The 13107-nt window shown below is 58.7% G+C and carries 12 protein-coding genes; 6 read left to right on the top strand and 6 right to left on the bottom strand.

Annotated elements, in window-relative coordinates:
* Nucleotides 1–3: 3 nt before the first annotated feature.
* From alg8 to yaaA, 3 genes are all read right to left on the bottom strand, one after another.
* A complete protein-coding gene (alg8, locus tag FFH90_RS25545; RefSeq protein WP_370741111.1) occupies nucleotides 4–1485 on the bottom strand; it encodes a mannuronan synthase in 1482 nt (493 codons plus the stop codon).
* Nucleotides 1486–1684: 199 nt separating this feature from the next.
* Nucleotides 1685–3001 (bottom strand): nucleotide sugar dehydrogenase, encoded by a 1317-nt coding sequence (locus FFH90_RS25540; protein WP_064620187.1) that lies wholly within the window; start codon nucleotides 2999–3001, stop codon nucleotides 1685–1687.
* Between the two features lie 835 nt (nucleotides 3002–3836).
* Complete coding sequence (yaaA, locus tag FFH90_RS25535) at nucleotides 3837–4616, bottom strand: peroxide stress protein YaaA (protein ID WP_111454313.1); 780 nt, start codon at nucleotides 4614–4616, stop codon at nucleotides 3837–3839.
* A gap of 322 nt (nucleotides 4617–4938) precedes the next feature.
* Here yaaA and FFH90_RS25530 point away from each other — a divergent pair, with 322 nt between their 5' ends.
* From FFH90_RS25530 to FFH90_RS25505, 6 genes are all read left to right on the top strand, one after another.
* Nucleotides 4939–6063 carry a polysaccharide deacetylase family protein gene (locus tag FFH90_RS25530; RefSeq protein WP_018927121.1) on the top strand — a complete coding sequence of 375 codons (1125 nt, stop codon included), beginning with the start codon at nucleotides 4939–4941 and terminating at the stop codon, nucleotides 6061–6063.
* A 335-nt stretch (nucleotides 6064–6398) separates the two neighbouring features.
* Entirely contained in the window at nucleotides 6399–7790 is a 1392-nt protein-coding gene (locus FFH90_RS25525) for a PhoH family protein (RefSeq protein WP_018927120.1), read from the top strand.
* 141 nt (nucleotides 7791–7931) lie between these two features.
* Nucleotides 7932–8405, top strand: a complete 474-nt coding sequence (moaC, locus tag FFH90_RS25520; protein ID WP_028940343.1) for a cyclic pyranopterin monophosphate synthase MoaC — start codon at nucleotides 7932–7934, stop codon at nucleotides 8403–8405.
* A complete protein-coding gene (moaD, locus tag FFH90_RS25515) occupies nucleotides 8402–8644 on the top strand; it encodes a molybdopterin converting factor subunit 1 (RefSeq protein WP_018927118.1) in 243 nt (80 codons plus the stop codon). The genes moaC and moaD overlap by 4 nt, the downstream gene beginning before the upstream one ends.
* Before the next feature lie 3 nt (nucleotides 8645–8647).
* Nucleotides 8648–9100 (top strand): molybdopterin synthase catalytic subunit MoaE, encoded by a 453-nt coding sequence (gene moaE, locus FFH90_RS25510; protein WP_018927117.1) that lies wholly within the window; start codon nucleotides 8648–8650, stop codon nucleotides 9098–9100.
* 238 nt (nucleotides 9101–9338) lie between these two features.
* Nucleotides 9339–10115 (top strand): ABC transporter substrate-binding protein, encoded by a 777-nt coding sequence (locus FFH90_RS25505; RefSeq protein ID WP_138866286.1) that lies wholly within the window; start codon nucleotides 9339–9341, stop codon nucleotides 10113–10115.
* 86 nt (nucleotides 10116–10201) lie between these two features.
* Here FFH90_RS25505 and FFH90_RS25500 read toward each other — a convergent pair whose 3' ends face one another.
* The 3 genes from FFH90_RS25500 to FFH90_RS25490 form a co-directional block, all read right to left on the bottom strand.
* Entirely contained in the window at nucleotides 10202–10852 is a 651-nt protein-coding gene (locus tag FFH90_RS25500) for a transcriptional regulator (RefSeq protein ID WP_138866285.1), read from the bottom strand.
* 93 nt (nucleotides 10853–10945) lie between these two features.
* On the bottom strand, nucleotides 10946–12073 hold the full coding sequence (locus FFH90_RS25495; protein WP_064620178.1) for an FAD-binding oxidoreductase: 1128 nt from the start codon (nucleotides 12071–12073) through the stop codon (nucleotides 10946–10948).
* Between the two features lie 60 nt (nucleotides 12074–12133).
* Nucleotides 12134–13081, bottom strand: coding sequence for an ornithine cyclodeaminase family protein (locus tag FFH90_RS25490; protein WP_177431113.1), 948 nt, complete (start codon nucleotides 13079–13081; stop codon nucleotides 12134–12136).
* Nucleotides 13082–13107: the final 26 nt, after the last annotated feature.

The following is a 13107-nucleotide window of genomic DNA, read 5'->3' as shown; positions in this document are numbered from 1 at the left end:
CGGTCAGACCATCATCAGCAGCACGGCGACAAAGATGCTGCCGGCGGAGAAGGTCATGGTCCGAGACGACCAGGTGTTGAACCAACGTTGAAAGCTGGCGAGATCACGGGTCAGAGAAGTGGGCTGGCGAGTCCAGGATTGTTGATCGAGGCGGAAGAACACGTAGATCTTCACCAGCGCGCCGACGATCTGGTTGTAATAGAGAATGGCCGGGTATGCCGGGCCGATCCGGTGACCGGAACAGGACAGCAACAGGGTCAGGATCAGGCGGGTGATGCCGATCCACAGCAGGTAAACCAGGATGAACGCGGTGCCGTACTTGAAGGTGGCGATGAGCGCCACCGTCAGGCCCAGCAGGGACGTCCACATCGACACGCGCTGATCGAACAGCACCACTGACGTGAACAGGCCGAGGCGTTTCATCCCCAGGCCCAAGGCGCGGGAGTTCTGCCGCAGGTTGTTGCCGTACCAACGGAACATCAGTTTGCGACTGGCCTTGATGAAGCTCTTTTCCGGCGGGTGTTCCACGGTATGGATCGCGGCGTCGGGCACATAGAACGTGTCGTAACCCAGGCGCATCAGGCTGAACCAGCTCGACTTGTCGTCACCGGTCAGGAACTTGAAGCGGCCCAGGCGCCAGTGTTGCAGCGAGTCGCTTTCCACGTCGGCGATGAAGTCCGGGTTGGTGACCACGGTGGCGCGGAACACCGACATCCGGCCAGTCATGGTCAGCACGCGCTTGGACAGGGCCATGGAGCACATGTTGATGTGGCGCTGGGCGAATCGCAGTTTGTGCCATTCGCTCATGATGTAGCCGCCGCGCACTTCGCAGAACTCGTTGGTGGTCAGGCCGCCGACATTGCCGAACAGCTGGAACCACGGCACGGTCTTGAGCACGACGCCTTCGGCCAGCACGGTGTCGCCATCGATCACGGCAACCACGGCACGGTCGTCCGGCAGGTGGCGGGAGATGGCGCGGAAACCATAGGCCAGGCCGTCGCGCTTGCCGGTGCCGGGAATGCGCACGAAGTCGAGCTTGACCCGTGTCGGTGGGTTCATGCGTTTCCAGAGGCTCTTGACCAGCAGCTCATCGGACATTTCGACGATGGAGCACACCACGGTGGTCGGCAGGCCGCAGTCGATGGCCTCGCGGATCACCGAGCTATAGACCTGAGCGGTGGTCAGTGCATCGATACGGAAGCTGGTGACCATCAGGAACACGTGGGACGGGTCTGCCTCTTTGCCCAGCTTGCGCACTTTGCGCCGCAGGTGCGGGTAGACCACGTACAGAAACAGCATGCCGCGCAAAAAGTGCGTGGCACCCATCGAGTAGCGCCAGATACCGACGATACCGATCAGGAAGATGAAGTCCTTCGACTCGGAGTCGAACGTGGACGGAGGCAACGCCAGGGCGATGCCCATTAATAAACTTAGGTAAAACAGCCAACCGGCGGCCTGAAGTAGGCCGTGCTTTAGCCTGTGCATAATCTGCATCCGTCTCGATCTCGGGCGGAGCCCGATTGGGTTAAGGCAGGCTTGTGAAAACTGGCGCCACCCGGTTTGGATAACGCCAGAATCCCTGTAGGAGCTGGCGAAGCCTGCGATCTTTTGATCTTTCGCTTGGGATTCAAGTGAGCTGGGAAAGATCGCAGCCTCGTTTCACTCGACAGCTCCTACAGGCGTGTTACCAGCAGATACCTTCGGTGCGCTTGCTGACGCTGGTGGCTTGAGACATGAAGCCGACTAGGTCGACCACTTGCTTGCCGTGCGGTGCTTCCAGTGCCAGGGCGCGGAATTTCTCATCACGGTTGCCGAGGATGATCACGTCGGAGTTGTTGATCACTTCCTCGAAGTTCGAGTTGAGCAAGGACGAGACGTGAGGGATCTTCGACTCGATGTAATCCTTGTTCGCACCGTGGACACGGGCGTACTCGACGTTGCTGTCGTAGATGCTCAGGTCGTAGCCCTTGCCGATCAACATTTCCGCCAGATCGACCAGCGGGCTTTCGCGCAGGTCGTCGGTGCCGGCCTTGAAGCTCAGGCCCAGCAGGGCGACTTTGCGTTTGTCGTGGCTGGAGACGATGTCGAACGCGTTCTGCACCTGGGACTCGTTACTGCGCATCAGCGAGTTGAGCAGTGGTGCTTCGACGTCCAGGGAACCGGCGCGGTAGGTCAGGGCGCGCACATCTTTCGGCAGGCAGGAGCCGCCGAATGCGAAGCCAGGACGCATGTAGTACTGGGACAGGTTCAGTGTCTTGTCCTGGCAGACCACTTCCATCACTTCACGACCATCGACGCCGACAGCCTTGGCGATGTTGCCGATCTCGTTGGCGAAGGTCACCTTGGTGGCGTGCCACACGTTGCAGGTGTACTTGATCATCTCGGCAACGGCGATGTCCTTGCGGATGATCGGTGCGTCGAGTTCTTCGTACAGCGATTGCAGAACGTCGCCCGAAGCCTTGTCGAACTCGCCGATGACGGTCATTGGCGGCTGGTCGTAGTCGGCGATCGCGGTGCTTTCACGCAGGAACTCAGGGTTCACGGCAACGCCGAAGTCGACGCCTGCTTTCTTGCCGGAGCAGTCTTCGAGAATCGGGATGACCACGTTTGCCACGGTGCCCGGCAACACAGTGCTGCGCACGACGATGGTGTGGCGGGTGGTTTTGTCACGCAGAACAAAACCGATTTCGCGGCACACAGCCTCGATGTAGTTCAGTTCCAGGTCGCCGTTCTTTTTGCTCGGCGTGCCGACGCAGATCATCGACAGGTCGGTGTCGCGAATCGCCTCGGCGAAGTTGGTCGTGCCGCGCAGGCGGCCAGTCTCGATGCCCTGTTTCAGAAGTTCGCCCAGGCCAGGTTCAACGATCGGCGAACGACCGGCGTTGATCATATCGATCTTGTCTTTGGCAACATCGACGCCAACGACGTCATGGCCCCGTGCAGACAGGCAACCGGCACAGACTGCACCGACGTAACCCAAACCAAATATGCTGATGCGCATCGCATTTACCTCTCAGTTAATCAAGACTGTGTTCAACAAGCCATTACATGGCCGGAGTTAATGGTGTTCAGCGGTCATAATGCACTCGCAAGTGCGGCCTTAAAGGCGTCACAATGCCGGGTGCAGGCATACTAAGTTCCGAGTGTCTAAATAAGTGCACTCAAGAAGTGCGCAACCAGGCCTTATTGTTATGACGTGCCCTGTTATGCAGCCGACCCTCTAATCAGAGGACGTTCGTGCAAAGGTCTTGCGCGCTCAATGCCAGGCCAGAAGCCCGTAAATCAAGCGGTTGGGTGCTCGGGTGAGCACGTTTATAGGGGCGCAGCCGTGGCCTTGTAGGGGATATTAATGATGCGTTATCTCCTGTCCTTCATGTGTTGCCCAAACAAGTGATCCATAAGTTCAAGTTAATATGACAACTTCGCTATCGGGACCGCTTCTCTGTGTAAGTTATCTCGTACGTTCGCCGAGAGAATCGTTACGGGTGGTATGAGCGACGCATTTGGACATAGTTCCAGTCCACCCATCGCGATTTCTGGAATTTCTTGAAATATTGAAAAAGATGGCACTGCTTTCATATTGATAGCACTTGCCGTTTCGCCCTTTATATATAGGGTGATTATTGCCTTGGGTACTTTTTTGCCACTACTCACAAAAATTTTCAGTGCCACTACTGAAAAAAATCAGCAAAGTCGAGTGAAACAAAAGTTAGAAAATCGAGTGCTTGTTTTTTGGCGCCAATAAGTCGGCGAAAAGGGCGGGGATTGTTCGAGGATCGAAGGGGTAGCGCACGACGAAGTTGTTGGTGTCGTGCGCGAATTGAGTGCGGGTCTGGTTACTCCGGTGCGTGATCGCGCAGGAACACCAGATTGTCCGGTTTAGACTGTTCGTTGCTGTAGCGATAACCCTGAACATCGAACTGCTTGAGGGCGACCGGGTCATTGATGCGTTCTTCGATGACGAAGCGGCTCATCATCCCGCGGGCCTTTTTCGCGTAGAAGCTGATGATTTTGTACTGGCCGTTCTTCAAATCCTTGAACTCGGTATTGATGATGCGCGCGTTCAAGGCGCTGCGTTTGACCGCCGAGAAGTATTCGTTGGAGGCCAGGTTCAGCAGTACATCGTCGCCCTGATCGGCCAGCGCTTCGTTCAGCCATTCGCTGATCCGCGTGCCCCAGAAGGCATACAGATCCTTGCCACGGGCATTGGCCAGCTTGGTGCCCATCTCCAGCCGATAGGGCTGCATCAGGTCCAGAGGGCGAAGCAGGCCGTACAGGCCGGAGAGCATGCGCAAGTGCTGCTGGGCGTAATCGAAGTCGGCTTCGCTGAAGGTTTGTGCATTCAGGCCGGTGTACACGTCACCCTTGAATGCCAGCAAGGCCTGCTTGGCGTTGGCAGGGGTGAAGGCCGGGGTCCAGCTGCCGAAACGTGCGGCATTGAGGCCGCCAATCTTGTCGGAGACGTGCATCAGCTCGCTGATCTGCGCCGGTGTCAGGTCGCGCAGTTGCAGGATCAGTTCCTGGGAGTGGTCGAGGTATTGCGGCTGAGTGAAGCGCTGGGTCGCCGGCGGTGTTTCGTAATCGAGGGTCTTGGCGGGGGAAATCACCATCAGCATGAAGTCGTCTCCTTTAATCGTGGGGGCGATTCTAGGGGGTTGTCTGTGTTGACTCCAGCTATGGGTGTCATAGGTGATCGGTGGTGTCGCCAGGTTTTGTGGCAGAAGAAGATCCTGTGGCGAGGGAGCTTGCTCCCGCTCGAGCGCGAAGCGGTCGCAATACAGGCGCATGGTTTTATCCAGAGAAAGTATTTGTCGGTTTGGGGCTGCTTCGCAGCCCAACGGGAGCAAGCTCCCTCGCCACAATGAGTTCGGCGCAGATGCGGGAATTTGAACGCTATCGGCTATAGTGCCGCGCGGGTTTTGTTATGGAGACATCCCATTGCGTATCGTTTTTCTATTCTTCGCCTCGCTGTTGAGTTTCGTCGCCCAGGCGGCGCCGGGCGATGTGGCGACGCTGGATCGCAGCACCTGGCCTGAGCGGCTCAGCAACCCGACCCTGTTCGACGTTGCCTCCCGGGCCGAAATCCTCATGTTCGCCCGCGTCCTGCTCGCCAGCGAATCGCTCGATGAAGCAAGCCTGGCTCAACGCCTGGGCCTGCGCACCGTCAATCTGGAGTCGGTCAACCAGCTGCGCCAGCGCATGTGGCAGCGGTTGCTGAGCAACTACAACTTCGCCCAGCAGAGTTGCGATCAGGATGCCTCTTTCTGTTTCCTCGTCGAGGACATGGATACCTTGCGTGAGCAAGCGGCCAAGTTTCAGATCAGCAACGACAGCTACTACATCAAGTGGGCCGAGCCGAGCCGGTTGTTCCACGCCCAGTATCTGGACGAGCAATTGCGCAAGGCGGCGCTGTTCCCGCAGACCAGCAGCGAAGTCGATCGTTTTGGCGACTATGAGCGCAATGGCGATGCCATGAATGATCGCCTGTTCCTGCTGACTTTCGACAGCGCTGCCAATGCCGTGCCGGATAACACTGCCTGGGTCACCGAGTACCTGCGCAAATCGAACATGAGCGCGACGTTCTTCGTCCTCGGCAAGGACATCCAGGCCCGTCTGGCTGAAGGTTCGGCGACCAGCCTGCAAGGGACCTATTCGCAGCAATGCGTTGGTGTGCAGGGTTGGGAGTTCCGTTCCCACAGCCACTGGCAAGACTGGCAGGACTCGGTGCGGCGCAGCGCCGAGCTGGTCAAGGGCAAGCTGCCGGAGAATTACGTGCCGCTGTTTCGTCCGCCCGATGGCCAGCGTCGGTCCGATGCTGAAGGCTTCTTCAGGTCTCAGGGTTTGCAGGTGGCACTGTGGGACATCGATGCCCAGGACGGCGCCGGCAAGCTCAAGGGCAGCCAGAGTGCGCAACGGGTGCTGACCCTGATGCTGCTGTGGCGGCACGGGGTGATCAACTTCAATGTGAAGCAGGACGCGCTGAAAACCGCGATGCCCTGGCTCATCACGCAAACGGCGCCAAGCGGGATCGGTTGGGAAAACTGTCAGGACGCGTTTCGCTGAAACGGGGAAAGCCCGTAAACATTGAGGTAGGGACGTTTTTGGAGGAGATTTCGATGCAGGCGGACTTCCGACTTTAGCGGGGTGCTGGCAGTCCGCCAAGTGCTATTGGTCATTCTGAAAAATAAACTTCAAAAAAACGTCAAAGTGCTTTTTTCTGTCATGTGTTTTGGAGTATTACGAAGACAGACCGCCGAAACCTGCAACACAGGTGGCGTCTTCCAAGACTCCGTTTGGGTTGCAATCACTTGAGTCTGAGCAGGTGATTTCGGTGGCCACTTCGAGGCGCAGCACTGTCATGGTATTGCGTCGACTGGCTCCCACAAAGGTGACCGAGTATGGATGATCACGGACGTAGCCCTTCCAACCAGCCAATCCTTTATGTACTCGATACCAACGTATTGATTCACGATCCAAACGCCCTGCTTAACTTCGAAGAACACCACGTCGCGATCCCGATGACCGTGCTTGAAGAGCTGGACAAGCTCAAGAGCGGGCCTCACAGCGTTGCAGCGGAATGCCGCCAGGCCATTCGGCTGATCGACAAGACCCTGGGCGATGCCAGCCCCGAAGACGTCGAACTCGGCGTTCCGATCCAGCGTGGCAAGGGCGGGCCCAAGGGCTTGCTGTCAATTCTGATGAGCAAGCGTGCCGAGCCGAACATCATTCTGCCCGAGCACCTGAACGACAACATCATCATCAACCAGCTGATCGACCTGCGCGCGCGTGATGCAAAACTGCCCGTGGTGCTGGTCACAAAAGACATCAACATGCGCCTCAAGGCCCGGGCTTGTGGGATCGCGGCCGAGGACTACAGTACCGACCAACTGGTCGACGACGTTTCGTTGCTGCCCAACGGTTACCACAACATGACCGGCTCCTTCTGGGACCGGGTGAGTAAAGTCGAAACCCGGCAGGATCATGGTCGCACCTGGCATCAGGTGCAGCTGATCGACAACCTGCCAGCCGTGCACGTTAACGAGTTCATCATCGACGAACAGGGCTTTGTCGGCTGGATCAAGGAAATCCAGGTCGACAAATTGTTGATCCTCGACCTGCATCAGGAGCCTCTGTTGCACCAGGAAGCCTGGGGCCTGAAACCGCGTGACATCTATCAAAGCCTGGCGCTGTACGCCTTGCTCGATCCGGACATTCATCTGGTGAACCTGTCCGGCGCGGCCGGTTCCGGTAAAACCATCCTGGCCCTGGCGGCGGCCATCGAGCAGACCATGGTCAGCAAACGCTACCGGCGCATCATTGCCACCCGCAGCGTGCAGGGGCTCGACCAGGAAATCGGTTTCCTGCCCGGCACCGAAGCGGAAAAGATGGAGCCTTGGCTGGGCGCCATCACCGACAACCTCGAAGCCTTGCACATGGATGACGAAAACACCCATGGCAGCGTCGACTACATCCTCAGCAAAGTGCCGTTGCAGTTCAAATCCCTCAACTACATTCGAGGCCGTAGCTTCCAGCAGAGCCTGATCCTGATCGATGAATGCCAGAACCTCACGCCGCACCAGATGAAAACCATCATCACCCGTGCTGGCGCCGGTTCCAAAGTGGTGTGCCTGGGCAACCTGGCGCAGATCGACACCCCTTACCTGTCCGCGACCAGCTCCGGGCTGACGTACCTGACCGAACGCTTCAAAGACTTCCCCAACGGTGTACACATCACCCTGCAAGGGGTGCCACGTTCGATTCTGGCCGAATACGCCGAATCGCATCTGTAACCCTCACCACAGAACCGGGCGACCTCAAAGTCGCCCGGTTTTTTTATGAGCAACACTTTCCCCTGTGGTGATCGGATAATCGTGCGTGCGGAAAATTGACCCGCAGGTTTACAATCGATGCTCCTGATCAGGAGTAACGCTGTGCTGACTCATCTCGATTCCCAAGGTCGCGCCAATATGGTCGACGTCACCGAAAAAGCCGTGACGTTCCGCGAAGCGACGGCCCAAGCGCTGGTGCGCATGCTGCCCGAAACCCTGCAGTTGATCGTCAGCGGCGGTCATCCCAAGGGTGATGTGTTCGCCGTGGCGCGGATCGCCGGCATCCAGGCGGCGAAGAAAACCAGCGATCTGATTCCTCTGTGCCATCCGTTGATGCTCACCGGCGTCAAGGTCGAACTCAGTGCCGAAGGCGACGACACCGTGCGCATCGTGGCGCGCTGCAAGTTGTCCGGGCAGACCGGTGTCGAGATGGAAGCGCTGACCGCCGCCAGTGTCGCGGCGTTGACCATCTATGACATGTGCAAGGCCGTGGACCGCGGCATGACCATCGAGAGCGTGCGGCTGCTGGAAAAACTCGGCGGCAAGAGCGGCCATTTTCAGGCGGAGCAGCCATGAACGTGACCGTGAAGTTTTTTGCCCGCTACCGTGAGGCGCTCGGCGTGGATTCGGTGAAGGTTGAAGGTGATTTCGCCACGGTCGACGATGTGCGTGCACTGCTGGCCCAACGTGAAGGCGCCGAAGTGTTGAGCGAGCAGAACCTGATGTGCGCCCGCAATGAAGACCTCTGCCAGCTCGATGAGCCAGTCGGCGATGGCGATGAAGTGGCTTTCTTTCCAACTGTGACCGGGGGCTGAGCCATGGCGATTCGTGTGCAGCCCACGCCGTTCGACCCGGGCGCTGAGGTCAACGCCATGCACGCAGCCAATGTGGGCGTCGGTGCGGTGGTGAGTTTTGTCGGCTACGTACGCGACTTCAATGACGGCCTCGACGTCGCCGGGATGTTTCTGGAGCACTACCCGGGCATGACCGAAAAAGCCCTGGGCAAGATTGCCGCGGAGGCCGAGCAGCGCTGGCCGCTGTTGAAGCTGGAAGTGCTGCATCGCATCGGCGCGCTGGAGCCGGGCGAGCCGATCGTCTTCGTCGGTGCCGCCAGCGCCCACCGTCAGGCAGCGTTCGATGCCTGCGCCTTTGTCATGGACTACCTGAAAACCCGCGCGCCATTCTGGAAGAAAGAAAACACCAGTGATGGCGCGCGCTGGGTTGAAGGGCGTGACAGCGATCATGCGGCGGCGGATCGCTGGAAGCAGTAATTCCTCCAGTGCTTTCGAATACGCCTTCGCGGTCCGACTTGTCCGCGAAGAGGCCTTCTGCATCACCCAAAAATCCACTGATTCCCCTCCCGACCAGAGGCGGGAAGATCTGTATGCGCCCGATTGACGGTTAATACATAAAAGTCCAGTATGGATTTATAAGTACAAAAAAGGCGTTCCCTGTTTCAGCTTTTTCTTCTGTCTTGCCAAACCAACAACAACCCGCGAGAGAACGAACATGAAGAAATTCCCCCTCATCACCGGTCTGGCCCTGAGCCTGTTGGCGTGCAGTAGCGTGTTCGCTGCCGAGAAAAGCCTGCGTATCGGTATTGAAGCGGCTTATCCGCCGTTCGCATCGAAAACCGACAAAGGTGAAATTGTCGGTTTCGACTACGACATCGGCAACGCCCTGTGCGCGCAGATGAAGGTCAAGTGTGTATGGGTCGAAGGCGAATTCGACGGTCTGATTCCTTCCCTCAAAGTGAAGAAAATCGACATGGCGCTGTCGTCCATGACCATCAATGAAGACCGTAAGAAGTCGGTGGATTTCACCCACAAGTACTACTTCACCTCATCGCGACTGGTGATGAAGGAAGGCGCGGCGGTCGATGACCAGTACGCCAGCCTCAAGGGCAAGACGGTCGGCGTACAGCGCGCAACCACCACGGATCGTTACGCCGCCGAGGTTTTCGAACCGAAGGGCATCAACGTCAAACGTTACGGCAACAACGAAGAAATCTACATGGACCTGGCGGCAGGTCGCCTCGATGCCATTTTTGCCGACACCATTCCATTGAATGACTTCCTGTCGATGCCGCGTGGCAAGGGTTACGCCTTTGTCGGGCCGGAACTCAAGGATCCGAAATACGTGGGTGAGGGCGCCGGGATTGCCGTGCGCAAGGGCAACACCGAGTTGGTCAGTGAACTGAACGCGGCCATCGACGGCATTCGCGCCAATGGCGAATACCAGAAGATTTCGGAGAAGTACTTCAAGTCCGACATCTACGGCGATTGATCGGAAAAAGATCGCAGCCTTCGGCAGCTCCTAAAGAGGACCACATTTCTCTGTAGGAGCTGGCGCAGCCTGCGATCTTTTGATTTTCAGCCCTTCAATTCCTTCAATTCCTTCAAATGCTTGTACACCGTCGCCCGGCCCATGTTCAGCACATTGGCCACGTAGTTGGAGGCGCTTTTGCCTTTGAAGGCGCCTTCGGCGTGCAGCGCCAGCACCAGTTCGCGTTTGTGGTCGCGGGTCAGCACATTCAGGCTCAACTGGCGCTCGCGCAGCCAGGCATGCAGAAAAGTGTTGATCCGTTCCTGCCAGTCATCGCGAAACAGTGAGTCCGGTTGCGGAATCAGCTTGGTCGGCGACAGGAACAAATCCAGCGCCGCCTTCGCGTTCTCGAACAACGAGATATTCAGGTTGATGCACAGCACTGCCAGCGGTTGCCCTTCGCTGTCGCGCAGCACGCTGCTGAGGCTGCGAATCTTCTGGCCGTCCCAGTTGAGCTTTTCGTACGGCCCGATGTTTCGTTCACTGACCTCTTCGCTGAGCATGTCCTCCAGCGACGAGTCGTCTCCAATTTCCCGTTTGGACAGGTTGTTGGCGATGTAGTCGACCTTTTGTGTGCGCAGGTCGTGCAGCACCACCTCGGCGTGAGGGAAGAACAACGTGGCGATGGCATCGGCAATCGCGCGGAAGTTGTCCATGGACACATTGTCCAGGGCCGAGTTTTTTTCAGGTGCGTTCATACAGTGGAGCTCCAGGCCAGCGTCAGTGCCCCTTTAAAAAGGGGCACTGGAAGTTTGCCGCAATCGTGTGGGCACGTCACCTGAGGATCAGGATCAACCCAGGCGGGCGGGGGAGAGCATCGCGGCGTCCAGACCGAAACGGGTGAGCTGTTCGGGCAAGGCTTCGCCGCGTACCAGTGCAGCACTGGCCTGGCCCATGGCCGGTGACGTCTGGATGCCGTAGCCGCCTTGTCCCGCCACCCAGAACAGGCCCGGTACGTGTTGATCGAAGCCGGACAGCAAATCCCCGTCGTGCACGAAACTGCGCAAGCCGGCCCAGGTGCGGGTCGGGCGGCGGATGGTCAGGGTGGTGGCCTCTTCGATCTGGTAGATGCCCATGGCGATGTCCAGTTCTTCGGGCTGCACGTCGTGCGGTTCCACCGGATCGGCGTTGGCCGGTGAGCCGAGGAACATGCCGGCGTCGGGTTTCATGTAGAACGATTCATCGAGACTGACCAGCATTGGCCAGTCATGGCTATCCAGGCCCTCGGGGCCGGCGAAGATAAAGGCTGCCCGGCGCTTGGGTTGCAGGCCCAGAGGCCGTGCACCGGCCAGCTCGCCAACCTTGTCGGCCCAGGCGCCGGCGGCGTTGATGATGATCGGGGCGCTGAAGGTCTGAGTGGCGGTTTGAACCTGCCATAGCCCTTCGGTATCCCGGGCCAGGCTCAGCACTTCACTGTCGGTATGCACCTCGCCTTTATTGCGCCGGATACCGCGCAGATAGCCTTGGTGCAGGGCATCGGTATCGATGTCGCTGGCGGTTGGGTCGTAGATCGCGCCATGGACTTTTTCCCGACGCAGGATCGGCAGACGCGCACAGGCTTCGTCGGCGCTGAGCAGTTGCATCTGCGGCACGGTGGCTTTGGCGCTCAGGTATTGATTGTTCAGCTCGGCCGGATCGCCCGTGAAGTCGACGGTCATCTCACCGCGCGGGGTCAGCAGCGGGTGTTCGCAGAAACCGGGCGGTGGTGCATCGAAGAAATCGCGGCTGGCCAGGGTCAATGCCCGAACCTGGGGCGTGCCGTAGGCGGCGGTGTAGAGCGCCGCCGAGCGTCCGGTGGAGTGATAGGCTGGATGGGATTCGCGCTCGAGCACAATCACCCGTCCGTGCTGCGACAGCCAGAAACCGGTGGAAGCACCGGCAATCCCGCCGCCGATAATGATGAAGTCTGCCTGGCTCATGAACGTCTCCTGATGGGGCGTAAATGCCGAAATTGTTGGGGATCCCTGTGGGAACGGGTGTTAGCCCAGTAGGCGGTAAATGGCATTGGCCAGTGCGATGTCTTCCAGGCCCAGGCCGATGGAGCGGAAGAACACAGGTCGGTCGTAGTCCGGGCGCTGCACTTTTCCGCTGAGCAAGTCGGGCAGGTCGCCGACTATCGAGCGCTTGTCCCAGCCATGCTGTTCACCGGCGATCAGCATTTCGCCGGCCGAGCCCGGGGTGGTCTGGCGATAGTCGCAGAATACCTGCATGTCATTGAGGCTCTGTGGCGGCACTTCATGGGCACGCGGAGCATTGGTGCTGATGGACGTGATCAGTGCCGGTTTGCTCAACATGGACGGGTCGATCACCGGGCCGGCGGACGAAGTACAAAGCATGATCACATCGGCGTCTTGAATCGCGGTTTCGCAACTGTCGGCGAGGGTCAGCCGTGGATCGAGGCTTTCGAGTTGCGCCAGCGCCTCGGCGTTCTTGCCGCGCAAGCTCGGTGAATACAGGCTGATGCTTTGCCAGTCTCGCAGGTTCTTCACGTAGTGCAGGTGCGCCTGGGCCACCTTGCCGCTGCCGATGATCGCCAGGCGTTGGGCCTTCAGCGGTGCGAGGGCATCGACCGCCACCGCCGTCGTCGCCGCGGTGCGTGCGGTGGTCAGTTCACCGGCATCGCAGAGCAGCAGCGGCTGGCCGGTCTGCATCGACATCAACAGCGTCCAGGCGGTCACCAATGGGCCTTGTTCACGCACGATGTAGGGCGATGTCTTGACGCCATACACGCCATCTTCGGCCAGCACGCCCAAGTAGTTGATGAAGTCCCCGGCACCTTTCGGGAATTCCACCAACTGCTGGGCCGGTTGCACGGCTTGCCCGGCGGCCAGGTCGCGGAACAGCTTGCGCAGGATCTGCGGCACGTCGACTTGCGCCAGCAGTTCGCAGGCCTGGGGTTGGGTGATCATGTAAGGCGTGCTGGGCATGGTCGGCTCCGGGTTCGGAAAGTAAA

It is taken from the genome of Pseudomonas sp. ATCC 43928 (genome assembly GCF_005938665.2).
Classification (GTDB): domain Bacteria; phylum Pseudomonadota; class Gammaproteobacteria; order Pseudomonadales; family Pseudomonadaceae; genus Aquipseudomonas.
The sequence above is the reverse complement of the archived record's forward strand: the minus strand, read 5'-3'. Positions and strand labels throughout refer to the sequence as shown.